This is a genomic window from Chitinophaga sp. 01L420 (assembly GCF_056399985.1).
This window is the reverse complement of the sequence record NZ_JBFTSK010000030.1, coordinates 120,149-146,514: the sequence shown is the minus strand read 5'-3', so window position 1 is coordinate 146,514 and position 26,366 is coordinate 120,149. Positions and strand designations below refer to the sequence as shown.

General features: G+C 45.2%; 19 protein-coding genes. 13 read left to right on the top strand and 6 right to left on the bottom strand.

Features of this window, described 5'->3' with window-relative positions; genetic code table 11:
• The first annotated feature begins 112 nt into the window (after positions 1 to 112).
• Genes AC1DP6_RS24740 through AC1DP6_RS24695 form a run of 10 tightly spaced genes read left to right on the top strand, consistent with a single transcriptional unit; the run spans position 113 to position 15,436 of the window.
• Entirely contained in the window at positions 113 to 3,112 is a 3,000-nt protein-coding gene (locus AC1DP6_RS24740; RefSeq protein ID WP_477057238.1) for a SusC/RagA family TonB-linked outer membrane protein, read from the top strand.
• A 17-nt stretch (positions 3,113 to 3,129) separates the two neighbouring features.
• Positions 3,130 to 4,614 (top strand): RagB/SusD family nutrient uptake outer membrane protein, encoded by a 1,485-nt coding sequence (locus AC1DP6_RS24735; protein WP_477057237.1) that lies wholly within the window; start codon positions 3,130 to 3,132, stop codon positions 4,612 to 4,614.
• Between the two features lie 12 nt (positions 4,615 to 4,626).
• Complete coding sequence (locus AC1DP6_RS24730; RefSeq protein ID WP_477057236.1) at positions 4,627 to 5,766, top strand: carbohydrate-binding protein; 1,140 nt, start codon at positions 4,627 to 4,629, stop codon at positions 5,764 to 5,766.
• Between the two features lie 6 nt (positions 5,767 to 5,772).
• Complete coding sequence (locus AC1DP6_RS24725) at positions 5,773 to 6,807, top strand: DUF5007 domain-containing protein (RefSeq protein WP_477057235.1); 1,035 nt, start codon at positions 5,773 to 5,775, stop codon at positions 6,805 to 6,807.
• A gap of 40 nt (positions 6,808 to 6,847) precedes the next feature.
• The gene (locus tag AC1DP6_RS24720) at positions 6,848 to 10,087 is read left to right on the top strand and encodes a SusC/RagA family TonB-linked outer membrane protein (protein ID WP_477057234.1); all 3,240 of its coding nucleotides are present in this window, start codon (positions 6,848 to 6,850) and stop codon (positions 10,085 to 10,087) included.
• Positions 10,088 to 10,108: 21 nt separating this feature from the next.
• Positions 10,109 to 11,572: a RagB/SusD family nutrient uptake outer membrane protein gene (locus tag AC1DP6_RS24715; RefSeq protein ID WP_477057233.1), complete on the top strand. Its 1,464-nt coding sequence runs from the start codon at positions 10,109 to 10,111 to the stop codon at positions 11,570 to 11,572.
• A gap of 17 nt (positions 11,573 to 11,589) precedes the next feature.
• Positions 11,590 to 12,285 (top strand): fasciclin domain-containing protein, encoded by a 696-nt coding sequence (locus AC1DP6_RS24710; protein WP_477057232.1) that lies wholly within the window; start codon positions 11,590 to 11,592, stop codon positions 12,283 to 12,285.
• Positions 12,286 to 12,303: 18 nt separating this feature from the next.
• On the top strand, positions 12,304 to 13,902 hold the full coding sequence (locus AC1DP6_RS24705) for an IPT/TIG domain-containing protein (RefSeq protein ID WP_477057231.1): 1,599 nt from the start codon (positions 12,304 to 12,306) through the stop codon (positions 13,900 to 13,902).
• 41 nt (positions 13,903 to 13,943) lie between these two features.
• Positions 13,944 to 14,861, top strand: a complete 918-nt coding sequence (locus AC1DP6_RS24700; protein WP_477057230.1) for a class I SAM-dependent methyltransferase — start codon at positions 13,944 to 13,946, stop codon at positions 14,859 to 14,861.
• A 20-nt stretch (positions 14,862 to 14,881) separates the two neighbouring features.
• Positions 14,882 to 15,436: a DUF1415 domain-containing protein gene (locus tag AC1DP6_RS24695; protein WP_477057229.1), complete on the top strand. Its 555-nt coding sequence runs from the start codon at positions 14,882 to 14,884 to the stop codon at positions 15,434 to 15,436.
• On the opposite strand, the gene AC1DP6_RS24690 is transcribed toward AC1DP6_RS24695, so the two are convergent.
• Positions 15,433 to 16,452 (bottom strand): LacI family DNA-binding transcriptional regulator, encoded by a 1,020-nt coding sequence (locus AC1DP6_RS24690; RefSeq protein WP_477057228.1) that lies wholly within the window; start codon positions 16,450 to 16,452, stop codon positions 15,433 to 15,435. The two genes, AC1DP6_RS24695 and AC1DP6_RS24690, sit on opposite strands and share 4 nt — an antisense overlap.
• Positions 16,453 to 16,583: 131 nt before the next feature.
• Here AC1DP6_RS24690 and AC1DP6_RS24685 point away from each other — a divergent pair, with 131 nt between their 5' ends.
• Together AC1DP6_RS24685 and AC1DP6_RS24680 are read left to right on the top strand one after the other, a co-directional pair.
• Positions 16,584 to 17,465, top strand: coding sequence for an inositol oxygenase family protein (locus AC1DP6_RS24685; RefSeq protein WP_441574552.1), 882 nt, complete (start codon positions 16,584 to 16,586; stop codon positions 17,463 to 17,465).
• A 175-nt stretch (positions 17,466 to 17,640) separates the two neighbouring features.
• Complete coding sequence (locus AC1DP6_RS24680) at positions 17,641 to 19,332, top strand: sodium:solute symporter family transporter (RefSeq protein ID WP_477057227.1); 1,692 nt, start codon at positions 17,641 to 17,643, stop codon at positions 19,330 to 19,332.
• Between the two features lie 148 nt (positions 19,333 to 19,480).
• Here AC1DP6_RS24680 and AC1DP6_RS24675 read toward each other — a convergent pair whose 3' ends face one another.
• Positions 19,481 to 20,434, bottom strand: coding sequence for an NADP-dependent oxidoreductase (locus AC1DP6_RS24675; RefSeq protein ID WP_477057226.1), 954 nt, complete (start codon positions 20,432 to 20,434; stop codon positions 19,481 to 19,483).
• A gap of 101 nt (positions 20,435 to 20,535) precedes the next feature.
• Between AC1DP6_RS24675 and AC1DP6_RS24670 the strand changes: the two genes are divergently transcribed.
• Positions 20,536 to 21,420, top strand: a complete 885-nt coding sequence (locus AC1DP6_RS24670; protein ID WP_477057225.1) for an AraC family transcriptional regulator — start codon at positions 20,536 to 20,538, stop codon at positions 21,418 to 21,420.
• A 15-nt stretch (positions 21,421 to 21,435) separates the two neighbouring features.
• On the opposite strand, the gene trhA is transcribed toward AC1DP6_RS24670, so the two are convergent.
• From trhA to AC1DP6_RS24650, 4 genes are all read right to left on the bottom strand, one after another.
• On the bottom strand, positions 21,436 to 22,080 hold the full coding sequence (trhA, locus tag AC1DP6_RS24665; protein ID WP_441574548.1) for a PAQR family membrane homeostasis protein TrhA: 645 nt from the start codon (positions 22,078 to 22,080) through the stop codon (positions 21,436 to 21,438).
• Between the two features lie 253 nt (positions 22,081 to 22,333).
• On the bottom strand, positions 22,334 to 23,329 hold the full coding sequence (locus AC1DP6_RS24660) for a c-type cytochrome (RefSeq protein ID WP_477057224.1): 996 nt from the start codon (positions 23,327 to 23,329) through the stop codon (positions 22,334 to 22,336).
• A gap of 21 nt (positions 23,330 to 23,350) precedes the next feature.
• Positions 23,351 to 24,784: an aryl-sulfate sulfotransferase gene (locus AC1DP6_RS24655; protein ID WP_477057223.1), complete on the bottom strand. Its 1,434-nt coding sequence runs from the start codon at positions 24,782 to 24,784 to the stop codon at positions 23,351 to 23,353.
• Between the two features lie 37 nt (positions 24,785 to 24,821).
• Complete coding sequence (locus tag AC1DP6_RS24650; protein WP_477057222.1) at positions 24,822 to 26,351, bottom strand: RagB/SusD family nutrient uptake outer membrane protein; 1,530 nt, start codon at positions 26,349 to 26,351, stop codon at positions 24,822 to 24,824.
• Positions 26,352 to 26,366: the final 15 nt, after the last annotated feature.

The window sequence follows — 26,366 nt, the reverse complement described above, 5'->3', positions numbered from 1 at the left end:
ATATTTCCTGAAAGGGAACAGGCCTTGCTATGCCTGTAAGTGTCAAAAAAAAATGATTGCCGGTGTAAAGCTTCTTTACGCCATGGGATTCTCATTCCTAAATATTGCATGTATGAAATACATTTACTTTTTCCTGCACCGGGGTATTTATTTTTTTGCAGCGGTGTGCCTGGTATCTACCAATACACAGGCGCAGAGTATGCTGTTTAAAAAAGCCAAGGACACACTCGGCTTAAATGCTGATTCACTGGCTTTTTCAAAAGTAGTGTCTACAAGAAGAGACACCTCGGGATATCTTCCCAACAATGAACTCTTTTTGAAAACCAGCAGGAACGGCGCTGTTTCTTCCGTAAATATTATGGAAGTAAAAAAGATGCCTTATACCAGTATCGATCAGATGCTGATTGGCAGAGTAACGGGAGTGGATATACGAACGCCATCTGCTGAACCCGGAAAACGCAACAGCGTATTTATACGCGGTACCTCTTCTCTGTTGCTGAGTAACCGTGATATCTTTTATGCACAACCCACTTATGTGGTAGATGGTGTACCACTGATCATGGACCACGCTTTTGCGTATGATATACAGCGTTTCGACTTTAACCGGATGGGCACGGAAACCAACCTGTTGTCTTTCCTGGATATCAACGATATTGAAAGCATTGAAGTGTTGAAGGATTTTGGTGCCAGCGCCAAATACGGACCCAATGCGGCCAACGGCGTCATTAATATTGTTACCAAAGCGCCCCGTGTAGGACCGATGAAAGTATCTTTGAATGCTTATGCCGGTTTGTCCTTACGTCCTTCGGTAGATGCGGTGAATGGAAAGTATGAGAGTGATTTCCGTCTGCCGTTTTATCAAAAGTATGCAGACGAAACACAGTGGCGGAACTTTCCACGTTACCTGGCCGATTCTTCCCAGGGGCGTTATTTCGGACCTGCCAACTGGGATGATCTTTTCTTAAGAAATGGATTTACTGATGGCATACAGGCTGCCGTTAGCGGTGGTACACCGTATGCTAATTTCCGTTTCAGTATAGGACAATCTTCCCAACAGGGTGTTTATGATAAAACCGGGATCAAACGCTATGATGTAAATTTTGGTATCAATATCCAGCCGATAAAGAACCTGGTATTTACCACCTATGTGGCCATCGCTAACCTGAACCGTAAACGGAATGAATTTATCCGTGACAGGGCAGGTGACGAAGATTACCTGTTTAACTACGATGCGCCTCTTTCTCCCAACAAAGCTTATCTCCAGCAATATTATACCGACCTGGAAAATACGATCAACCGGAATAAAAATAACTCCGCCCGCATCATCGCCAATGTGAAGTACAGCTTCCTGTCGCACTTTACCTGGAACACGCGTTTCGCGATCGACTACGGACAAAACTTCCGCGACTTCTTTGTACCAACCGCATTAGGTGAAGGGAATAGTTATGTATCCAATTTTGATGGATTGAATAAGCGCCTGGTATTGGATAATTCCCTGCATTACGAAAATACTTTTTCCGGTAAACATCACCTGGACGTGACGTTGGGGCAATATGGCCAATGGGATAAATGGCGCTATGATTATGGGCGTGCCTACAAAGGATCCAGTGATTATGTGAAAATATATCAACCGGGAGATGATAACAACAAGCCTGGTCGTTTTGGCAATTTCCGGCTGATGTTTAATACGAAAGACTTTACGCAGTCGCGTCTGGCTTCTTTCTATACCAACGTAGGATATAATTATGACAGCAAATATTTTGTGTCTCTGTATGTGAGAAGAGATGGTACTTCCTACCTGGATGCCAACAACCGCTGGCTGGTATCGCCTACTTTATCCGCTTCGTGGAGAGTGACCAATGAAGATTTTGCCAAAGGATCTTCCTGGCTTAGTAACCTGAATGTACGGGCCAGCTGGGGGCGTGTAGGTCGTTTGATGATGGATGAATTGTACAAGGCAGGACCGGTGTATAATGTGGATGCCGGATGGACAGGCGTACCTAATATGTCTACCTATAACGCCTTCCCGGCAATCAATGCGGCGTATGCTACGGGCTATGTGGTACCGGGCACTTCCTGGCCGGTAGTAGAGCAACTGAATGGAGGCATCGACATCGGTTTATTTCATGACCGCCTACGGGCTTCGCTGGATGTATATTCCAAAACAGACAAGAACCTGGTGCTGAAAATTCCTACGCTGGAGGAAGAAGGATACACCGGGATCGTTAAGAATGGCATGGATATCCGCAACTACGGCTACGAGTTGTCTATCGAGGCAGATGTGGTGCGGGGTAAAAAGTTCCAATGGACCACAGGCATCAACATGTATACCAACCAGAATAAATTGGTCGCCTTACCAGGTGGCCTGACCGACCTGGTAATCAGTAACCGCCGCTTTTTAGTAGGCAAACCAGTTGATCGCTACTGGCTGCTGATCAATGAAGGCATTTATAATTCAGATGCAGAAGTACCTACCAATCCTGCTACCGGTAAGAAGCAGTCGTATCTGGGCGTAACACTACGGAAGGGAGACCCCAAATGGAAAGACCTGGATGGTAATTTTGATATCAATGATAAAGACAGGGTGATGAAAGGAAGGATGGTTCCGGCCGCACAGGGTGGTTTTAGTAATACTTTTCACTATGGCGAATGGGAAGTAAATGTATTACTGAATTATGCATTTGGCGGTAAAGTGATCAACCAGGTATTAGCCGATCGTTTTGATTTTGCCAACCGCGAAGGTATTGATGATCCGAAAGCCATCAAAGAAATCAGCTGGTGGTCTAAAGTAGAAGGTGATTACAGTAAAATTCCGCAATATAATCCCTGGAGTGCCGTGTATGCGTATCAGCCTAACCAGACCTTATTCCTGGAAGATGGCTCTTATGTAAAGCTGCGTGCGTTAACCGTGGCCTACAACCTGCATACTGCCTGGATGAAAAAAGCGGGTGTAGATCATTTGCGTGTATATGGTACCGGTAACAATCTGCTTACCTGGACGAAGTACAAAGGTGGTGATCCGGAAGCAGTCAGCTATTTCGGCTATGACGAAGGCTACTACAACTGGGCTGCTCCGCGCACATTTACACTGGGCTTTAATTTTCAATTCTGATGTTAAAAAACAAGATCATGAAAAATATTGCTGTTGCCGGGATCATGCTGTTCCTGGCGGTAGGTATACTGTCCTGTAAAAAGATGCTGGACGTTCCCGGACATCGTGCCTTATCAGAAGAAAATATGTGGCAGACAAAGAATGATGCCCGTGCTGGATTATCTGCCTGTTATGCTTTAATGAGAGCAGCCATGTGCAATGAAAATGCGCACTGGGTATATGGGGACTTGCGGGGAGGAGACTTTCAGTCTACCAAACGCGGTGATCTCAAAGCCGTGGTAGAAAGTAATCTGAACGCTACTTTTTCCACTATGTCGCAATGGCGTGACTGGCGTAGATTTTATGCAGCTATTGCGCAATGTAATCTTACTATCGCCAAATTGCCACAGGTAACGGTATCAGACTATCGTTATTCACAGAACGATCTGAAGCTGGATATTTCGCAAGCCATTTATATCCGTGCTTTTCTCTACTACTATATTGTCAGGATCTGGGGAGATGTGCCACTGGTAACCAAAGTAGCGGATGGCAGTACTAAGAATATTGCAAGGGAAAACTGGCAGAAAGTACTGGACTATGCGGCCGCAGAAGCTAAAACCTGTATCGATGGTTTGCCCTGGAGGTATGATGGAAAGTCACCGGAACAGCAGGGGGACTACCGTGGCCAGGGAGAATCGCACCATAAGTCCATTACGATTACTAAAGGAATGGCCTATACGTTGCTGGCACATATTTATTCCTGGCAGGGTAAATACGATAAAGCGCTGGAATATGCGGATATCGTAGTTAACACTACTTCCAGCAGCGGCTACAATTTTGTAAGCGTGGGAGAGCTTACCAGGCTGGATGGTGCTTTCCGTGGGCGTTTTGACTGTAACATTTTCCAGGTAGATATGAACTTTGACCATGCGGAAATTTCTTCTACCGGACAACTGGAAGACTGGACATTACGGGATCCTTATATACCTAAGCGGGAGTCTGAAATATATGTTCCGAGAGATACGGTGTTAAAGATTTACGCAGAGCCGCATGAACAACGTCCTGCTTACTTTTTTACCAAGCTGGAAGATACCTATCCTATCTTCTTTAAGATGAAGCAGATCAACAGCAGTGTGACCAATCCTGTATTGAAAATGTACGCCTCCTGTATTATTGTATTCCGTTATGAAGAACTATTCCTGTTACGTGCAGAAGCGAAAGCCCGGTTGGGAATGACGGATGAGGCACAGAAGGATTTAAACCGGATACGTAACAGCAGGGCGCTCAAAAATGTGAATGCAGCTACCAGCGGAGAAGCGCTGCTGGATGCTATTTTGCTGGAACGCCGCCGGGAACTGATGGGAGAAGGCTGGTACTGGTATGACCTTGTACATTTTAAGCGTATTCCTCAATACAGCAAGCTTACACAGGCGGACGTAGATAAAGGTGCTGCCTACTGGCCCATATCACAGGAGGCGTTGTCCAACAATCCATCCCTGATTCAAAATAGTTTCTGGAAATAATAAATCACTGCCATGAAAAAAATGCTATTACTGCTGGCGCTCACCGGGTGTTTTGCCTGCAAAAAAGGGATGCAGGACTATCGCAATGCGAAACCTGTATCCGAAGTGGGCGTAAGTACTTATGATTTCCTCAAGGCACAGGGCACCTTATATGACACCCTGTTAAGGATCATAGACAGCGTACATCTTACAGAAACATTAAAAAATGATAAGGTCACTTTTTTTATACCACAGGATAACAGCATTGAAACGGCCATGCGTAATGTGAATTTCGCACGGATACGTTTGGGAGACCCTGGTAACTGGACCATGGACAGCATTCCATTAAAGGTATGGGATAGTCTTTTACGCCGGTATATTCTGCAGGGCATCGTAGATGCTGATTCATTACGTTATGCAGATGGCGCCGACCTCGTATCGCTGTACAAACACGGCATGAATGGGAAGATGAGTCGCACCAATGCTTCCGGCGCTGTGGGCGGTGGTACGGAAGTGATACAGTTCAGCGACCGTAATGATTCCCGGTTCATCAAGGACTGGTCTATTGTTCTGACGCAGAACGTGGATATCAAAACAAAAAATGGGCTGATGCATATCCTGGAAAGCAGACATGTTTTTGGGTTTACTTCTTTTGTTGGCAAGGCCTATCCTAAATCACTGGAACCTATTCAGGGCCCTTACCTCGGCTACCCGATTGAAATACCGGGTATTGTAAATGCGGCAGACTATGACGAAGGTCCTAAAGAGGTGGCATTCCATTACAATAACGGTAATGGTAATCATGCTTATCGTCCGGATGCACCAGGTACAGAAAACTGTTCTGAAGGAGATAACCAGGTAAGTCCCGGTGGCGGCTACAACATAGGCTGGACCAGTGATGGCGACTGGGTAAGATATACCGTGAATATTAAAGAAGCTGGAAAATATAAAGTAGAACTGAGAATAGCCGGAAACGGTGGCGGTATTATTTATCTCTCGATAGATGGTGTAACCGTATCAAATGAAATTCCCATACAGGGAACAGGTGGCTGGCAAAACTGGCAGGGTGCATTTGGCACCGCCGATTTACCACAGGGTAAGCACCTGATGAAAGTGGTGATGAAGAAGGCTAACCTGAATCTGCACCGTGTTATTTTCACTAAAATAAATTAATCAGCCATGAACCCGCAAGTATATAAATATGCAATTATTGGCCTGCTGACAATGATGGCAACCAGCTGTTATAAAAGTTTGTTGCCGAAAGAAAAAGAACATTTCAGTAACAATGCCAGTTTCGATGGTGATCTCTATGCTGCAAATTTTGGCCGCACCAACGTGTTCTATGGCAAGTTTAATCCGGATTACTCCACTCAGCCCCTTACGTTTGAGCTACAGAATATTGCCGGCCCCAATGGTCAGCCTGTACCCGCATTAAGAGAAGAGATAGATACCTGGCAATGGAAGACTTATTATAGCGGCACAGAGAAAAGTGTGGAAGAAATTAATGCCAAGCGGATACCTGTGAAAAGACCGGTATTGGATATCAAACCTAATTCCGGAGACCTGGTATTCTGGGCTACTGATACCTCGAAGTTGAAGCCCGGTACTTATACCTTCGACATTTTTGTGAAGAACAACGGCGGGCAAAAAACGTTTCAGAAAAGAAAGTTGCAGCTTGCACGGCCACGCCCTTATGAACCCTATGAATTCGATGATTTTACAGGGCTACGCAAACCTCTGGACAAGGGTGGGGTGATTCATCCTACTGTGATTGGTGTGCAGGACAAGCAGAATAATTTTATTACATCGGATAATGTCACGGTTTATTTCCGGAAAACAGGCACCGCAAAGAATTCACTCTCTATTAAGTTTTTTGATGCAGATTCCGCGGCGATCAGGCTACCCGCTTTTAATATTACCAAATGGGATAGTCTTGTTTACAGAAGTAATACCATCCAGCAAATGGTTCCTTTTGCATTTAACCGGAAAATGACGCAGGATAGTACCGTAGTTACCTGGGATATCACCAATCCCTTCCCGGTGCTGGCGGATGTAGGTATCAATGAACAAGCCGCTATTGGTTTTCTCTATGAAAGGGTTTCATATGGTCAGCGTACCCAGGCCGCACTGGGACTGACGTTCACCATCTTTGAGGCAGGCAGCTGGGAGGTCATCTTTAAGTTTAAAGTGAATCCCAAGTTTGCCAATGATTAACCAGGTAACTGTATTCTGAAAACATTAAAATTTCCGTGCCATGAATAAACGGTACTCAATATTGCTGGTGATTTTTTTCCTGCTACTTACAGGAGCCAGCTATACGGTATATGCCCAGGAGGCAGTTACCATCAAAGGTAGGGTAACGGATGCCGCTTCGAAAGAGGGAATTCCGGGGGTTACTATCATTGATATAAAAAATAATAAAGGTTTGGGGGTAACAGATCCAACAGGGCAGTTTACGATTAAAGTAGAACCAGACAAAACCATTCAGTTCCGGTATATCGGTTATCGTTTTGAAACGATGAAGATCGGAAAGGTAACTGTATTGAATGTTACACTTTCGCCGGAGAATAAATCCCTGAAAGAGGCCGTGGTAGTAGGTTATCAGAAGCGTACCAAAGAAACTGTTTCCGGTTCGGTAGCGGTAATTTCCGGTAAAGATCTGCAGGATGTACCGGTATCTAATATCCAGGAATTATTGCAGGGTAAAGTAGCAGGGTTAAATATTCAGAATAACTCAGGTGCACCGGGTTTTCGTGGTACCATGTCCGTTAGAGGTGTATCTCAGCTGAATGTAAGTGGAAGTGGAGACCAGGCTTACCTGGCCAGTAATAACCCGCTGTTGGTGATAGACAATGTGCCGGTAGATTTTGATGGAGGCATATCACAATCCATGTTACAGCCGGGAGCTGCTACCGGGCCACTGGCGCTGATTCCTCCGGAAGACGTACAGTCTATTGAAGTGATGAAAGATGCACAGGCGACCGCCTTGTATGGTTCCAGGGGAGCAAACGGTGTAATTGTAGTGACCACCAAGCGTGGTAATTCACCTACACCTATCATTGATGTCAACAGCAGCATCTTCGTTAATTTCCCGCCTAAGTTAAGGCCCACCATTGGTGGTAATGAAGAGCGGAGGTACCGTATTAACTCTATCCTGGCTAACTCCCGGGATATACAGGAAGCGCGGGACCGCTTGTCTGACCTGGATGCACTGTTCCTGACAGACAGTTTGAATGCTTTCTTTAATAATTCCACTGACTGGCAGGGCTTATTTTATCAGACCACGATGAATACCAACAATAACGTGCAGGTGAGTGGTGGTAATATCAAGATGAACTATAAGGCCAACTTTGCCTACCAGATGAACCAGGGGGTATTGAAAAACACCGGTTTTAATAAGTATAGCCTGAATATGCAACTGAATATGCAGCCCAGTAAAAAACTGCGTATTGGCGCACAGTTATTCAGCGCGCTGGGACAAAAGCAACGTGGTAATGGCGGTGGTCTCACCGACAATGGTGCAGGTAGTTCTTTTACCACTTCGTTATTGCCCGGTCCTTCCAAGTTTGTGGGTAATCCTCAGCTGGATGGTTATGAGAACAACGTGGACGATAATAACACCGTTAACTTCAGAGGCTTTGTGGATATCGATTATGAAATTATCAACAACCTGCGGATCAACTCCACTACTTCATATGATTACTATACCGATACCAGGGACCAGTTTAAGATGTCGTTTTCCAACAATAATGCGACCCGCTTATATGGTTTTGTAGGCAGACATGATGAGCTGAATACCCGAAATGGTGTGAACTATAGCTACAGCTCCAACAAAAAGGACCTGGAAAAAGGTAATAACATTTACGCCAGCGTTTTCAGTGAAATAAATATTAAATCAGATGATCAGCATGTGAGAGATGTGCGTAATGGTCCTAATGATTACTACTGGGGCCCCCGCGGTTATTCTCCCCGTTTTTATCCAGGTAACGTATGGAACAATGCCAATGAAGTGAATGTAAATGGTACACCGGTATCTTATGTGTATCATGCTGCTTCCTGGGCTGGTTTCCTGTCTTATAACTTCCGCACCAAATATAGTGTGGATCTGGCTTACCGCCTGGATGGAAGTTCTGCGGCGGGTATTAATAATCCCTATACCAAAAATCCTTCTGTTGGTTTCCGCTGGAATTTCAATAAAGAAAACCTGATGCGCCGGCTTAACTGGCTGGATTATGGATCTATCCGTACCACCTATGGTGTTAACAGCCGGCCTACTGCTACTATTCTTAATTCGCTGGGTGTATATAAAAGTGTGCCTGGTTATAACAACAGTAACTCTACGATACCGGAATTTGATGTGTTGGCGAATCCTTCCATGGAGCCGGAAAAATCATCACAATTCAACTTTGGGGTAGACCTGGGTTTATTTAGGGGTCGCATTGAAATCATTTACGACACTTATTACAAGAACAACTACAACCTTGTAAGGGATGCTTTTTTACCTAATTCTACCGGTTATAATAAGATGCAGGTAAATGGTGGCGCCATTGTAAACTATGGCCATGAGCTGTCTATTACAGGACGTCCGATCGTACATCTCAATCCAAAAGGCCTGCAGTGGACCGTCAGTATCAATGGAGCTTATAATAACGGAGTACTCACAGAGTTACCGGGTGGATCACAGTTCTATCTGAATATCGATGATAGGAATTACCAGTCTATCGCGCTGAAAGTGGGTAGAAATCCGCAGAGTAACTACTTATTCCAGACAGACGGGGTGTATAGGAACACCTCTGATGTACCCGTAGATCCTATCAGGGGCGTACGTTATAAAGCCAATGCAGGGCCGGGGTCCCAGTTTTTTCAGGCGGGTGATCCTATCTGGAGGGATTTGAACGGAGATTATGCATTGAGCGATGCAGACTATATGATTATGGGTAATCCTGAACCTTCTATAACAGGTGGTTTCAACAATACCTTCAGCTACCGTAATTTATCATTGAGCGTATTTTGCACTTATCTGCTGAATCGCAGCATTTTGAATAATGCTATTGCCGCCAGGATATACCGGTTACAATACCCGGATGCCCAATCCATTACCGGGGTAGCAGAAGGACCGGTAAACCTGTACGATATCAGCCAGCTGAATTACTGGAAACGGCCTGGCGATGTAGCTTCCCGTCCGGCGATCGTAGGCTCTTTTGATCATGATTTGTTAGTGAGGCCTAACCGCCTGAATCAAAGCCTGGTGATGGAAGATGGTTCTTATTTTAAGATCAACCAGATTACGATGGCGTATCAGTTCCGCGACTTTGATTTCATGAAGCGGTTAAAGCTTCGTGTGTTGCGTGCATACTTCACCGCCTACAACGTAGCCATCTTCTCCAAATATTCCGGTCCTAATCCGGAAACCGTTACTTCACTGGGAAGGGATGATATCAATGGATATCCTGCTGCCAGTAGTTTCACATTTGGTATAGGCGCTCAATTTTAATCACGTTTAAATTATTTTCAGATGAACAAATGGTATAAAATAGGAATCCTGATTTGTCTGCTGGCAGGCGCAGGTGCCTGTAAAAGATTTCTGGAAGTAAAGCCACTGGATACACTTTCCGGGAAAGACTTCTGGAAAACAAAGCAGGATGCAGAAAGTGCGATCAATGGTGCTTATGGTATTTTGTTGAATAAATTTACAAGCAGCATCTTATATAATACAGGTGATTTCAGAGCGGGTAACTGGAACTGGTTTGGGAAAAGCAATCTGAAGGCGCTTGGTCAGAATCAGATGCTGAATACCGGAAATGGTGATGGCGCCGAAAATCCGCGGAACTGGAAAGAATTTTACCAGGCGATCGCCCTGGCAAACCTGTGTATAGACAGGATTCCCGGAATGGAGGATCCTAACTTCGGCAGCAGAGATAAAAAAGCACTTACCGCTGAAGCCAGGTTTATCCGTGCATTTACTTATTTCTACATCGTAAGGTTATATGGAGACGTTCCATTACAGATAGACGCGTACAGTACGAAACTGTTACCCCGGGAAAAAATGCTGACGGTGCTGGATTTTTGTTTAAAAGACCTGGAAGCGTGTAAAGAGGATTTGCCAATTGCCTATGATGATCCTACCAACAGGGCCGTGAGAGGTACCAAGGGCGCTGCGTTGGCTTTAATGGCGCATATCAATATGTGGGCAGCCGGATTTGATAAAGCGAATGAACATAAGTACTGGGAACAAACTGCTGCGTTGGGAAAGGAGATAATGGACCTGAATGTGTATAAGTTGTTGCCTTATACCAAAGAAACCTTCCTGGCCATATTCAAAGGGCGTTCAGAAGAAGGCATTTTTGAACTGTCGCTGGATGCCAACTATGGCGGTAAGTTTCACTCGCTGATTTGTCAGTGGACCCTGCACGAACCTTATATCCATGATAAAATTGGAGGCAGAAGCGAAATTACTCCGATGATCAGACACCTGGACCGGATCTATCCCAGGGGAGAAACGGACAAAAGACTGGATCTGTGGTTTTATAATGCTTACAACACAGACCAGACCCCGATGTTCCTGAAATTTTCGGCGATCACTGATCCTGAAACAAGAGACTACGATGCCAACCTCATTTTTTTCCGTTATGCAGATATCATTTTGCTGAGAGCAGAAGCGTTGGCTTACCTGAATAAGCCTGCTGAATCTATCGAGATGTTGAACCTGGTACGGGACAGAGCGGGGGCTAAATATTATACCGGCAGTGGTGGTAAAGCATTACAGGATGCGGTGTTTTTAGAAAGAGAAAAAGAAATGATGGGAGAAGGGCATTTATGGTATGACCTGATCCGCACCGGCAGAATTATGGATAAGAATGTGACAGAGAACTCGCTGACACAGCAGCAGATGGATATGGGTGCATGGACCTGGCCTATATCGAGTGATGCTGTAAAGAACAACCCACTGGTGACCAGAAATCAATATTGGATACAATAACTGTTAAAATATTTACTATGCGCAAGCTGTTGCCCTTAGCCGGCATCCTGTTGTTGGTAGGATTATTTATATCTGCCTGTAAAAAGGATTACTATATAGACGGAGGTTTGGCAGATCCTCATTATAACGGTACCATCTACGATTACCTGGTAAAGAATCCCTACCTGTTTGATACTGTTGCTTTAATAGTAGAGAAAGCAGGAATGAAAGAGATGCTGCAAAATGATTCTGTTACTTTTTTTGCACCTACTGATCAGAGCATTGGAGACGCGCTGCGTGCCCTGAATGAACTCCGCTATCGGATGGTGGAAGATAGTGCACAGCTGTCGGATATTCCGGGCAGTGTATGGCGTGATTTCCTGTTGCGGTATATCATGAAAGGAAAACATACCGCCAACCAGTTTGCGCGGGTGGACCCTGCTAACTGGTACGCCTATCCGGGAATTAATTATGTAATGGCCGGTGGTTATATACTGAACATTGGGCTGCAGTATCAGGATTATAACGGTGTAGAAGCAGTAGGAGCACGTATCCTRCTGCTGACAGATATCACCTTTGATCCTGTCACCTTCCGGAATAATCCGTATGTAAATGTTGCTTCCTCGGATATTCAACCCACCAATGGCGTAATACATGCCCTGAATATCAAGCATACATTTGGTTTCCGGGGTGACTTTGTAAGAACGGCAGAACAGGTGTTGCAGAATCAATAATCTATTAACGCATTCTCTATGAAAAGATATATTTATTTAATAGTACTCCTGGCTGGTTTGGGCGCCTGTAAAAAGGAAGCCGTGAATACTAACGGGAAAAATCCTTACCAGGAAACGGTCTTGCCTGCCATTTATATTAACAAGGATGGTATCAATCCTGTCAAGGGGCATGTAGGAGATGAAGTAGTGATCGCCGGGAAAGGGTTTGAAAAGAGTAAGGATAAATTATCCATTCTTTTTAATGGGGTAAAAGCTACCATCATATCACTAACGGATACGACTGTACGTGTAAAAGTGCCTGCACAGGCAGCTACCGGAAATGTAGCGGCGCAGGTAGAGCAGCAATACTTTTTTGGTCCGTTTTTCCGTGTGCAGGGAGTATTCGAAATGGATACACTCTATCCGAGCGGAGTGGGCGCAAACGATGTTATCACCGATATGATCCCGGTAGAAAACGGGAAGTACCTGATAGTAGGGAACTTTACGAACTACGGCGGCAGCGGTAAACCAGGAGGGTTGAACCGGGTGGCCAGGATGAATCATGATGGCACCGTGGATGGAAGTTTTGGCCCGGATAATAAAAATGGTACCAATACCCTGGTGCGCACAGCAGTAATGTTGCCGGGAACAGCTAACAAATACCTGGTAGCCGGATCCTTCAACAATTATGAAGGAGTAGGTTATGTTAACAGCATCGCTCTGCTGAATAATAACGGATCGCTGGCTGCAAACAGAATAGCACTGCCCTCCGGAAAGGATCTCGCGGTATCTATACTCAAAGGTGGTATTTCCGGGTCGGTTGATAATATGCATGTACAGGCAGATGGAAATATCTTACTGACAGGAGGTTTTCGTTTTTATGTGCAACCCAACTTTATGCTGACCAGTTCATTAGGGCTGGATTCYGTTCACCTGGATTCCATACAGATTAATGGTCTGGTGCGTTTAACACCGGATGGTGGTATTGACAGTACTTATAATTATGATCTGGTGAAACATATGGGCAATGAAGGCCCCAATGGATTTATCAATAAATCTATCCTGTTACCGGATGGCAAGCTGCTGATAGCCGGCACCTTTACCAAATACAACGGGCAGCCGGTGAATCGTATAGCACGACTGAATACAGATGGTTCACTGGACCCTTCTTTTATTGTTGGCGCCGGTGCAGACCGGGGTATTGATAACATGGAACGGCAGGCAGATGGGAAGATCCTGTTGACTGGCAGCTTTAATAACTATGGCGGCATTCCTGTGCCGCATTTAGCCCGTATTAATGATAACGGAGTAGTAGACCCTACTTTTAATGTTGGCAAAGGCACCAGCGGGTTTATTTACAATATCAGTTTCATGCCGGGTGGACAAATTATTCTCAGCGGTATCTTCAATAAGTTTGGGGACCTGGAACGGAACAATGTCATTGTGCTGAACGCAGATGGTTCTATTCATCCTACTTTCAACAGCAATGGAGGCATTACACTCAGTCCCAGCGCCAACAGCGGAGGTATCCTGAAAATAGTACAGCAGGCGGGAGAAAAATCTATGCTGGTAGCAGGAAGTTTTACCCGGTACGATTATCGGGTAGCCAACCGGATTGTACGGATTACTTACCCTTAATCCCTGAAAGCAGCGTACCTTTAGGCGGCTAAAGTATATGCATGTCAGTTTTCCCGGAGATTATAAAGAGTATTTCGTCACAACACCAGCAACATAAAAATCTGAATCTTTTTTATGGCGGAAAAAGCGCTGCACTGGCGTGGACGCCTTATACCAAATACCTGCTGGCAACTTACCCGAAAGAAATTTTACAATTAAATACGGATGGGTTGACAGCAGGTTTGGTTAATTATCTCACGGAACAGGCTCAACTGGCCTTTTGCGCGGTAAACCAGTATATGAACGTTTCCGGTGCTGCCGGTGAATCATTAAAAGCCGTATACCGGGCATTACTGGATGATATTATCCGTATCCTTAAAAGCAAACGCACCGATTTCGGCGGACTGGAAGAACTGCATGGGGAGCGTTTAACACAGTGGTTATTGCAAACCAATCCATTTGTGCGGGAATTAAACGGGGTGAATCAGCAACATGTACAGGGTGTTGTTTGCGCGGAATACTCTCCCGCTATGCAACTATCAGTATTGCGTCTGGATCCGGCCACCATGAAAGGACCGGTATTGGATATAGGTTGTGGACAACGTGCTTACCTGGTGCGGCATTTACAGGAACAAGGCATTGCAGCTACCGGCATAGACCGGTTTATTGAACATACAGAAGATTACCTCGTAGCTACCGACTGGCTGGAATATCCGCTGGAAACGGGATACTGGGGCACCATTATTTCCAATCTTTCTTTCTCCAATCATTTTCTGCATCATCATCAGCGTAGCAATAGTGAATATCTGCGGTATGCCCGCAGGTATATGGATATCCTGGCAGCGCTCCAACCCGGCGGCAGCTATCATTATGCGCCCCAATTACCGATGATTGAGGCTTATCTGCCGGCAGACAAATACCTCATTGAACATTACAGCGTAGGAGATCACTTTAAGAATACGGTGATTACCAAAAGATAGTTATACGTACCTTCGCCGCTATGGCATACGATCCGGGACAAATCGAAAAGGTGATTGCACAAACACAAAACTGGATCAGGGAACTGGTGATAGGTTGCAATTTCTGTCCGTTTGCAGGCAGAGAGGTAAAGCGTAATAGTATACGTTACGAAGTGAGTGAAGGCACTACGCTAAGTACTGTCAAGGCCGATTTCCTGCAAGAATGCCTGCTGCTGGACAAAGATCGGGACATAGCTACTACGTTACTGATTTTACCGGATGCCTTCCCGGTATTCCGCGATTACCTGGAGCTGGTAACGGCTGCTGAAAAGCTGATCCGCCAAAAGAAGTACGAAGGAACTTACCAGGTAGCCGGATTTCATCCGCTTTACCAGTTTGCCGGCACTGCTCCACAGGATGCCGCCAATTATACAAACCGCTCTATTTACCCCATGCTGCATATTTTGCGGGAAGAAGATATCGAAAAAGCGTTGTTGCATTATCCTCATCCGGAGCAGATCCCGGAGCGCAACGTCAACTTTGCCCGTGAAAAAGGTACCGCCTATATGAAAATGCTCCGAGATAGTTGTTTTTAGGCGCCTGTTGCTATCGTAGAATTTCTGGCTATTAAAGAAGATGGAATCACCTGTTGTTGTTCCTGCAGCGGAAAACTGCTGCTTTTCAGCGCCTTGAATAGTAAGGCTGCCGCGGCTTTGCCCATATCAAATGCTGGCTGGGATATGGTGGTGAGGGAGGGGTTTAGGAATCTGGCGGTGCTGAGATTTGAGAATCCTATAACCTGCAGGTCCTGGGGGATACGCAGTTGCAATGCTTCACATACCTCGTAAACAGCGGTCGCCAGTTTTTCAGTAGTAGCTATTACACCGTCATAATGTTGCTCCCGGAACACCTTTTTAAGGAGTTGATGAGTGGCAATGGGGTCGTTGGAGCAATAGGTGATAGCGGCACTGTTCAGCGGAAGCTGATGGTCGGCCAGCGCCTGCTGAAAGCCTTCTGCGCGTCTGTTGCTGATAGAAAGATGCCTGGAAGCAGATAAGAGGCCAATATGACGACATCCACCTGCTATAAGGTGCGTGGTGGCTTTATAGGCCGCGATAGCATCATCTGTGGTGATTTTGGCTGCAGTTACCGCTTCGCATACCCGGTCAAAGAAAACGATGGGTATTTCCTTTACCAGTTGTTCGAGTCCATGTTGAGCGGCGGCTGTTTCGGTGGTCACGGAAATCAGCACGCCATCTACCCGCCCGCTTTGAAAGTCTTTCAAAATAGCCTGTTCTTTCCCGAAATTTTCATGCGTGAGGTAAATCAGCACATGGTATCCTTTTTCCTGGGCTACCGATTCAATACCGTTAATCGCTTCTGCAAAAAAGCTGTCGGCTACTTCCGGAATCACCACTGCGATGGTATTGCTGGCTTTTTTTCTCAGGCTGCTGGCATAAGGATTAGGCACGTAATTGAGCTCAGATGCCAGTGCCAGCACCCGCTGCTTGGTTTCTTCGCTGATTTCATGACTGTTACTCAACGCTTTCGAGATAGTAGCGGTGGATAACTGCAACCTTTCCGCGAGCATCCTGATCGTGACATTTTCCATATGGTAGCCTATGTTACTTAATCGGTTAAGTAAATAAAGTTATTCTATTATGCGGAAGATTTTTAAAAAGATCGCATATTTAGAGCAGGATATATTCTTCTTTTCCACGAACTTTCTAAAAATCTGATATTATGGATAACGTTAACGGACAACCTAATCCTGCACCGCTTCAATCGCTGGATCAATGGGAAGATGATTTACTCGAGCGCTATCCGGATCCTGCCAATATTAATAAGGAGAAAAGCACAGCTGAATTCCGTAATTATGATGCGCCACCCAGGGATACCGTACGTGAATTTTACCGGTTGAATCATACCTACCAGTCTTATGCATTTGTAAAGCAGAAAGAACAGGAATTTCTTTCTTTCAATAAAAGAGAAATGTCGGTATGGGATGCATTTGATTTCCTGAATCAACTGGTAGATGATTCCGATCCTGATACAGACCTGGATCAGTTCCAGCATTTGCTGCAAACCTCTGAAGCGATTCGTGCTGATGGTCATCCGGACTGGATGGTATTAACAGGTTTGTTTCATGACATGGGCAAAGTATTGTGCCTGTTTGGAGAGCCGCAATGGGCAGTGGTAGGAGATACTTTCCCGGTAGGTTGTGCATTTTCCGACAAGATCGTTTTTCCTGAATTCTTCAAAAATAATCCGGATATCAACAACCCCGATTATAACACCAAATACGGCGTATATGAACCTAACTGCGGTTTGCGTAATGTACACCTGAGCTGGGGCCATGATGAATATGTTTATCAGATGATGAAGGATCATTTGCCGGAACCAGCTTTGTATATGCTGCGTTACCATTCCTTTTATCCGCAGCATAAAGAACATGCCTACGGCCATTTAATGGATGCACATGATGTGGAAATGTTTAAATGGGTAGACCTGTTCAATCCATATGATTTGTATTCCAAGAGTCCTGTTCCGCCGGATTGGAAGGTATTGAAACCTTATTACCAGGATCTGGTTGCCAAATATTTGCCCACTACTTTAAAGTTCTAACCGGAGAATAAGGTAGGCAGAGGATTATCGGGGATGGGTGCAGGCGTTTAAATCACATGACATCCATCCAGGTAATCCTCTTTGATTTTTTTCCACCCGGGAAAGTGATTATATTCCATCCAGGTATTTTTTATATCCACGTCAATAAACAACTGCTGATCAACCCGATCCACTTATGAGTAATCAACTTGTCTTAAAAGACTACCTGGTATTTGCATTGTATTTTGTGATTGTTGCGTCGTATGGCTATTGGATTTATAAGAGAAAGAAAAAGGGGGTTGTAAGTGCCTCCAAGAATTTTTTTCTGGCAGAAGGTTCTCTCACCTGGTGGGCTATTGGTGCTTCCATCATTGCGTCTAATATTTCAGCGGAGCAGTTTATAGGAATGAGCGGTGATGGCTTCTTTGTAGGCATTGCGGTATCTGTATATGAATGGGTAGGTGCCGCCGCCCTGATCATAGTAGCGGTGTTCCTGATGCCGGTGTATATCAAAAACAAGATCTACACCATGCCGCAGTTTCTGAAAACGCGGTATAATGAAACAGTGGCGTTAATCATGTCCATCTTCTGGTTGTTTTTGTATGTATTTGTAAACTTAACTTCTATCCTCTACCTGGGGGCACTGGCTATCAACGGACTGCTGGGTGGTGCTTACTTTCATGAGGTGATGGTGGCATTGGCTATCTTCTCCGTTATTATTACCCTGGGCGGTATGAAAGTAATTGGTTATACCGATGTAATACAGGTAGGCGTATTGATAATAGGAGGACTGGCTACCACTTACATGGCATTAACGGTAGTCAGTGAAAAATTCGGTATGGGAAAAGATGTGCTGGCCGGATTTAATATCCTGATGCAGGAAGCACCTGATCATTTTCACATGATGTTAAAGAAGCCTGCAGCAGCGGCGCCGCAGGATTATGTCAATAAATACCTGATATTGCCCGGATTTGGAATGTATATCGCGGGGCAATGGATCAGCAACCTGAATTACTGGGGTTGTAATCAGTATATCACACAACGTGCGCTGGGTGCAGATCTGCAAACTGCCCGCACGGGTATTTTATTTGCCGGCCTGCTCAAAATACTGATGCCGGTGATTGTAATGCTGCCGGGAGTAGTGGCTTATGTGTTGTATCAGCATGGACATTTGCCACAACTGGAAGGCGGGCATAAGGATGGTGCTTATGCTGCTATCCTTACCTTACTGCCCGCGGGCCTGAAAGGGTTGGCGGTTGCCGCCTTAACGGCCGCCATTGTAGCATCGCTGGCGGGGAAGTCCAATAGTATCTCCACTATTTTTACGTTAGATGTTTACAAGAAATATATCAACACGCAGGCGGATGAAAAGCAACTGGTGTGGATCGGAAGACTCACCATTGTAGCTGCGATTATTATTGGTGTGATATTTACCTGGAATGATCTGCTGGATATCGGCGGTGCAGGTGGTTATACTTTTGTGCAGAAGTATTCCAGTTTTATTAGTCCTGGCGTATTTGCCACTTTTATTTTGGGGATGTTCTGGAAAAGAACCAGTGGTACTGCTGCGATTGCAGGTATTATTACGGGTTTCGCGGCTTCGCTGTTTTTTAACCAGGTGGCGGTACGGATATTTGGTCCGGAAACCATTCTCTACACTGCTTTCCACAATGCAAAGGGAGAATATGAAATTCCTTTCTTTATTAGTCTGGGATGGTCTTTCCTGACTACTGTGCTGGTGATGGTGGGGATTAGCCTCGCAGGGCCCAAAGTGAGTGCCAAAGCGTTTGCGCTGGATTATGAAATGTTTAAACTGAAACCGTCTTCCGTGATATTAATTGTAACAATTTTGTTGTTGTTGTCAGTTATTTATGTGAAGTTCTGGTAAAGATTTTTTATATACTCACTGTCTACTTGTTATTATAGCTGTTGCACTTTTTGCAGCAGCTATTTTTTTTGGACAGGTGGGAGTATAAAAACCGCCCCCAACATGCATATTAGTTTGCATGTTGGGAGCGATTTTTTTTATACTGTACTTACAACCTTACTACAATTTTTCCTTGTGTTTTACCGGTAGCTATCTGTTCATGTGCCAGTCCGATTTCTTCAAAGCGGAAAGTATGGGAGATATCAGAGTGCAGGGCGCCCTGTGCCAGCAGTGCTGCTATAGATTTGATGTCATCGCCGTTAGATATTACGTTCAGGCGGTGTATATATACATCTTTGTCGGCGGCTTTTTGTTTTAAATCATCATCGAAGAATACCAGCAGGCTAATCAGCCGGCCTCCTTTTTTAGTGGCAGCCAGGGAGCGTTCCAGGTGTCCGGGGATGCCCAGAGAGTCGATTACAATGTCTGCGTCGGTAACTACCTCTTCGAATGCCTGTTGGGTGTAATCGATGTGTTCATCGGCGCCAAAGCTTAGAACGGCTTCTTTTTTAGCGGAAGCAGAAGTACCGATTACATGGGCGCCGAAGTGTTTGGCTATTTGTACGGCATAGTGACCAACGCCACCGGCGGCAGCATGAATCAGGACTTTATCGCCTTTCTTTATTTTGCCATAGGTAACCAGCGCCTGCCAGGCGGTGAGTGCCGCCAGTGAGGCGGCAGCCGCCTGATCATGAGAGGTATTGGCCGGCTTCGCCGCCAGATGGCTGGCAGGTGCGGCTACGTATTCCGCATATGCTTTACCATGACCACCAAAATTGACCATACCGAATACTTCATCGCCCGTGCTGAAGTCGGTTACGTCTTTACCGGTGGCCACCACTTCGCCGGAGATATCCCAGCCCAGGATGATGTCTTCCCCTGCGGTGGGTTTCAGGATGGACTGCAGCGCTGCTTCATTACCTCTTACGAAGTTATCTACCGGGTTGATGCCGATCGCTTTATTGCGTACCAATACCTCATTATCTTTTATAGCCGGAGCGGGAATGTCTTTAATCACCAGGTTTTCCACGCCGCCATTCTGTTGTAATACGATTGCTTTCATATCTGAAAAATTTGTTTTTGTGATTTGATGAGTCAAAATTCCAATAAATTTGCAGGTATCCCCTTGTACAAACAGGGGTTCATTTTGTACATTATCAGGTTATGGAAGTAGTAAACCTTTTTAAGCCGTTTGACATCATGTATGTGGAGGAGGAAACCTGTCCTATGGGGCAGCACCGGAACAATTTTTTTGAACTGGTGTATATCCTGAAAGGTACAGGTATGTTGCATAATAACCAGCACAGCTTTGAGTATGAGCCGGAAAACCTTTTCCTGTTTATGCCCCAGGATACTCAATATACCAGGATAAAAAGCAGAACCGCCTTTCTGTTCATCCGTTTTAACGGCATTTACCTGGAAGCACAGCGCACAGATAACAGCCATAGCAACCTGGGTGACTGGGCCAAGAAGCTGGAGTATATCTTTCTGAATAATCATCATTTTCCGGGCTGTATTTTGCGTAATACAGATGATAAGCCGATAGTGAGGGCGTTGGTGAATGCGTTGATCCTGGAGTATCCTAAGGAGCAATCCCTGCGTAATGAGGTGGTGCAGCAGCTGGTCAATACCATTATTACCATCGTAGCCCGTAATGTATCGCTGGTGCAACCGGAAAAACCGGTGGTGAACAGTGAAGTCTCGAACGAAATCCTCAGTTACATACACCAGAATATATACTATCCGGAAAAGTTACGCTCAGAGAAACTGGCCGCGAAGTTTAACATCTCACAAAATTATATCAGTGAATATGTGAAGAAGGTAACCGGTGAAAGCATACAGCGCTACGTGACTAATTATAAGCTGAAGCTGGTGGAAACACGTTTACAGTACAGTGATATGCGGATGAGTGAAATAGTGGAGGAGCTGGGCTTTACAGACGAAAGTCATTTAAACAGAACGTTTAAAAAATATACAGGGTATAATCCTACTGATTTCCGGAAAAAGATGTGGGCGGAACAGAATTATCAGCCGGGTATGAGCGGCTGATAATTCTGTGTTTTTTTACATAGTCAGCAATACCGCCACATAGTGACAAATGGCTGCTGCCAGTACCAGGAAATGCCAGATAGCATGCGTATAGGTGTATTTATCCCAGATATAGAAAATAACGCCTATTGTATATAAGCCTCCACCAATAGCCAGCATGATCATCACCGGGAGGGGGATACTCTCAAAAAAACGGCGGCCCCCGGCCACCATAATCCAGCCCATGGCCAGATAGATGATGGTAGACACAATATCATATTTCCCCGTAAACCATATTTTGAAGAGTACGCCAAAGAGTGTAAGTCCCCATAACACCGATAAGAGGGTAATTCCCAGGGCATTATTCATGTATACCAGCAAAAAAGGGGTGTAGGTGCCGGCAATTAAAAAGTAAATGCTGATATGGTCAAATACAAGGAACAGCTTTTTAATAGCCACTTCCTGTGATAGATGATAGATGGTGGAATTGGTAAAAAGTAATATAAAGCAGAAGGTGTATATACAGGCGCCTACTATACCGGGCGTATTATTATGCGTAGCGGCAATACCTGCCAGCATCGGTAGCGCACTCACTCCAAATATAATGCCCAGCCCATGTATCAGACCATTTACGACTTCCTGTTTGCGGGTATATCCATTTTCATTCTTACTGACTGGCATTCGTCCAAATTTTCTTCTGTTAAGTCTTGCTGTGATGCGCTCAATTCTACACATCCACTGTCATTACAAAAGTAGGACAATATTCCGCAACCCGAAGATCGAGTTTATCGATACAGCTATTAGCCATTAGCTTTTAGCTTTTAGCTTTTAGCAAAATGCAGCGGAGAACATAATATATGTTTAACTCCGCTGCATTTTTCTAAAAGCTAAAAGCTAAAAGCTAAAAGCTAAAAGCTAATGGCTAATAGCTGTTTCAATAAATCGCTTTCCAACCTTTCTCTTTCCAGTAGCTGATAATGGGTGGAAAAGGACCGTATTTATGTTGCGCTACAGAAAAGGTATCTGCGAACGGGCCATGGTCATAGTCGATTGCCTTTTCTGCTACATGGGGATAGTCAAAACTTTTTGGATTGGGTCTTGGGTGAATCTGGTCGTTGTTTACGAAAGCGGCAATATCCAATGCTTCCTGATCAGTAAGAAAAGGTTTGCCGGGGACTGCTTTATCATAAGGCATATTATTTTTCAGCCATTCTGCCTGTTTGATCACGCGGTGCATACTGGAACCGGGTTGATAGGCTGTACTGCCCCAGAGTGGCGGATATACATACGTGCTTTTATCTGCATTCCATTGTCCTTCTCCACTGGGACCGTGACAGCGGGAGCAGTTGTCTTGGTATAACAGTTGGCCATGTTGCGGATTAGCCGCCATGTCAGGAAAGGTAACATGTAGATTTTTCGCTCCTTTAAATGGTTTGTCTTTTGGCACAAAACTGCTGATCCATTTGAAGTACGACAAAAAAGCCACCATTTCCTTGCTGTCCAGTGGCAGCGGTTTACCGTTGTGTGGACGCATCACGCAGTTGTTGACCCTTTCCGCCAGTGTGAGCACTTTACCTTCCCGGCCCCGGTATTGGGGATAGTTGTCGTGGGAGGACATGAGGTTGAAGGAAAATGCTTTGGTACCTGCGTCCTGATGGCAATTGGTACAATTCATTTTGTTGCCCAGGTATTTTCCTGCGCTGCCATCCGGGCCTATATACAGGGCCGTGTTCATCATCAGTTCCCTGCCATAGCGTACTGCTTCGCCAAAGGCGTCATGAGGAATAAGGGTGGTATCTATGGTAATATATTTATCGGCGGAGGTAACGGCTGCGGCGGTGGTGGTTTTGCCTTCCACATGAGAGCCACAGGAAGAAATCATCGCAAATCCACCGATGCCTATCAGACTAATCACTATTAAGTTGCGCATGTGTTGTTTTTTTGGTTGACATTAATGTGCGTATCCAGGTTGCGCGATATAAGGCGCCAGTCTCTCTGCGGGAATAAATGAGGCCCGGTAGGAAGACATGCCTGTTCTCATCAGCCACAGGAACCTGCCCTGTAAATTGGTCAGGATAACGGTATTGCGTTTGGTGGCGCATTGCAGTAAGGCGCTGTCACCTACCAGGTAGCTGCTGCCCATTCTTTCATTATAATTTTCGGGTGGCAATTTGGTATCGATGACAAGGTGTGCCTGTTTTTCATTTTCATCTATTTTAAATGCCAGTGTCCGGGATATTTTTTTGCTGACGCCATTGTCGAAAAACATCAGCTCATTATGTTTATTAATATGAACGGCATGCGCCTGATCAAACAGGGCATCTGCCGGCATATCAAAATCGCCGCCTTTGCCGAACGCCCACAGGCGTTTGCCGGTGCGGGCATCTATCTTCCAGATTTGTCCATTGTTATAAAAAGAAATGAGGTAGTTACCATCTTTATCGAATGTGACGCAGTTGGCGTGCATCCAGTCTTTTTTCTCTTGTAAGATATTTTTATCATCCAGCGGATTCAGTGCATCAAATACTGTCCATTTCCATACTTCTTTGCCTTGTCTGTCTAATACCAGGATGCCATCTCCTTTGACAGTATCTGTTTTACTACCTCCTTTGCTGCTGAGGTCTGTTATTCTTTCTTCCACAAAAAGCGTAACAAATTCATTGTTGTTATTCAGTAAAATTTCGTGGTGGATGGTGGGTTTAAAATCCCTTCCTTTTTTGAGGTCGGCCAGGGTGTCGCCGGTTAGAGAAAGTTCGAGTATTTCATCGCCATAGCTGGTTTCGTAAGCCGGGCCGCCTAAGAGAGACAACAGGGTGTTTTGTTGGGTAAAACCGGCAACTTTAAAACCGGTGCCACTTACCTGGTGATACCATGCGATATGTCCTTTGGCATTTAATAAAAACAATACGCCGGGATCATCGCGACGGGACACCATCACATAGCCCTGTCTGAAAGGCGCTGGTAAAACGGAGCTGTCCGGACATACTACGTTGAACACATCTTTCATCCACACAGGAACATCGGTGGTGTTAAAGGTGTATACCTTACTGCCGTACAGATCTTTATCATGGCCGGTTAATACGCGGTACTCATAGCTTTGCAGTGGCTGCAGGTTAGTGAGTACAATCGCATGCCGCAGCTGATGTTTCGACAGTGGAGTAGTAGTGCGTTGCTGTTCTTTTCCTTTGGGCCAGTATTCCACGGCAGCATCTACGGTGTCGGTGCATTGCACGGCCACTTTTACTTTGAGGGCATTTTGTCCCTGCGGATTAAGGGTGATTTCAGTGATGTCGTTCCCTCCGCTATTGCAGGCCTGCATCAAAAAAAACGCAGCTGCCATTGAAACCAATGGCAGCATACGTTGTATTTTATTCAATCTTTTCATTTGCAATATTGAATAATTAAAAAAGACCATTTCCCTGTTACTGACGACGGTCACTGTTGCTGAGGCTCTTATTGAGATCTACCTGTGCCTGTGGATAAGGGAAGTATTTATCTTTAGCAATATTGATGGAAGGTACTTTTCCTACTGCTGTAAGATACGTATTTACGGTGCTTTGATACTTATCCATGCGGATCAGGTCCTGTCTGCGTTTGCACTCAAAGAAGAATTCCCAGCCGCGTTCCTGCAGGATAGCGTCACGTAAGCTTGCTTTGTTAAAAGTGCTGGCGGCACCTAAAGCGTTGGCATGAGAGCGGGCTTTTACCTGGTTGATCAGCGTAATGGATTCGTCGGTAGGGCCATTGAGTTCATTCAAAGCTTCCGCTCTGCACAGCAGGATATCTGCATAACGAAGAATCGGGAACACGTGTCCATCGTAATAGGTAGTAGAACCTTTAGGATCTGCAAATTTAGTGGTAGCTACATCCGGCATATAATAGAAGCCTTTGGGTGGAGTAGTTTGTCCGGCCGGGGCCTGCATGTAGTGCAGATCATCTGTACCCATATAGTCGTAATAGAACATTTGTTTGCGGTCATCATTGGCAGCAAAGGTGTTCCAGAAATACCAGGTCATAGCAAAGTACTGCCATCTGTCTGTTACAACAGGATTGTTGATAGGGCCAAAGTGGTTCATGATTTCCACGGCATCGTTCAGCGGATCTGCTAATGCGCTGAAGATGCTTTCCTGGCACCATTTATTTTTCTCTGCAAATAAACCGGCATAGGAAGGATATAATCCATATCCGAGCTTCATGATTTCTGTAGTAAGATCCAGCGCTTTTTGCCATTCATGTTCACGCATATACAGTTTGCACAGTAAAGACATTGCTGCGCCTTTGGTAGCACGGCCAATATCTTTGGTGCTGTAAATGTCGCTACTTTCATAATTAACCGGAAGGTGTTGTGCAGCGAATTCGAGATCGCTGATGATGAGTTTATTAACGTCGGCAACAGGTGTGGTTGGCAAGGGTGCTTCGTAGTCTGGTTGCGTGGTGTTTTTAGCGACAGTTTCTTCTGTTACCATAATAACCGGACCAAAAGCATCCGTAAGATCTACATAGCCCAGCGCACGCAGGAAGCGAAGTTCTGCGGTAAACTGATCCTTTTGTGCAGCTGTGATGCTGGCCATTTTAGGGATATAGTATAAAGAGATGTTGGCATCTGTTACCAGTTTGTACTGGTGTTGCCAGGCAAAGGCAAGATAGGTATTCGCTGGTGCCCACTGACAGTCGGCCATCAGGCCCACATCACCGCCGGAGCTGGCATGTCCGATATCGGTGGTGAGGTCTGAGATGGTTACCTGGAAGCCTGCATAGTACATCCATGCATCTGATCTGCCACTGGGTTGTTTGAGTCTTGAGTAAACACCATTAACGGCAGCTTTGGCATCACTCAGGGTGAGAAATGCGTTATCGGCTGTGAGGTTACTGTATACTTTAGGTTCCACCATCTTCTTACACGAAGTAGCGCCAAGCAGCAGGGTGGTTAATGCGATATATGCGTATTTCATTTGTTCCGGAATTTA

What these genes read in the sequence shown, in the direction of transcription:
- AC1DP6_RS24685 (WP_441574552.1), top strand. Translation starts at nt 16,584, where the DNA reads ATGGATAACGTTAACGGACAACCTAATCCTGCACCGCTTCAATCGCTG.
- AC1DP6_RS24660 (WP_477057224.1), bottom strand. Translation starts at nt 23,329, where the DNA reads ATGCGCAACTTAATAGTGATTAGTCTGATAGGCATCGGTGGATTTGCG.
- AC1DP6_RS24650 (WP_477057222.1), bottom strand. Translation starts at nt 26,351, where the DNA reads ATGAAATACGCATATATCGCATTAACCACCCTGCTGCTTGGCGCTACT.
- AC1DP6_RS24730 (WP_477057236.1), top strand. Translation starts at nt 4,627, where the DNA reads ATGAAAAAAATGCTATTACTGCTGGCGCTCACCGGGTGTTTTGCCTGC.
- AC1DP6_RS24715 (WP_477057233.1), top strand. Translation starts at nt 10,109, where the DNA reads ATGAACAAATGGTATAAAATAGGAATCCTGATTTGTCTGCTGGCAGGC.
- AC1DP6_RS24670 (WP_477057225.1), top strand. Translation starts at nt 20,536, where the DNA reads ATGGAAGTAGTAAACCTTTTTAAGCCGTTTGACATCATGTATGTGGAG.
- trhA (WP_441574548.1), bottom strand. Translation starts at nt 22,080, where the DNA reads ATGCCAGTCAGTAAGAATGAAAATGGATATACCCGCAAACAGGAAGTC.
- AC1DP6_RS24700 (WP_477057230.1), top strand. Translation starts at nt 13,944, where the DNA reads ATGTCAGTTTTCCCGGAGATTATAAAGAGTATTTCGTCACAACACCAG.
- AC1DP6_RS24680 (WP_477057227.1), top strand. Translation starts at nt 17,641, where the DNA reads ATGAGTAATCAACTTGTCTTAAAAGACTACCTGGTATTTGCATTGTAT.
- AC1DP6_RS24740 (WP_477057238.1), top strand. Translation starts at nt 113, where the DNA reads ATGAAATACATTTACTTTTTCCTGCACCGGGGTATTTATTTTTTTGCA.
- AC1DP6_RS24725 (WP_477057235.1), top strand. Translation starts at nt 5,773, where the DNA reads ATGAACCCGCAAGTATATAAATATGCAATTATTGGCCTGCTGACAATG.
- AC1DP6_RS24655 (WP_477057223.1), bottom strand. Translation starts at nt 24,784, where the DNA reads ATGAAAAGATTGAATAAAATACAACGTATGCTGCCATTGGTTTCAATG.
- AC1DP6_RS24735 (WP_477057237.1), top strand. Translation starts at nt 3,130, where the DNA reads ATGAAAAATATTGCTGTTGCCGGGATCATGCTGTTCCTGGCGGTAGGT.
- AC1DP6_RS24720 (WP_477057234.1), top strand. Translation starts at nt 6,848, where the DNA reads ATGAATAAACGGTACTCAATATTGCTGGTGATTTTTTTCCTGCTACTT.
- AC1DP6_RS24690 (WP_477057228.1), bottom strand. Translation starts at nt 16,452, where the DNA reads ATGGAAAATGTCACGATCAGGATGCTCGCGGAAAGGTTGCAGTTATCC.
- AC1DP6_RS24695 (WP_477057229.1), top strand. Translation starts at nt 14,882, where the DNA reads ATGGCATACGATCCGGGACAAATCGAAAAGGTGATTGCACAAACACAA.
- AC1DP6_RS24675 (WP_477057226.1), bottom strand. Translation starts at nt 20,434, where the DNA reads ATGAAAGCAATCGTATTACAACAGAATGGCGGCGTGGAAAACCTGGTG.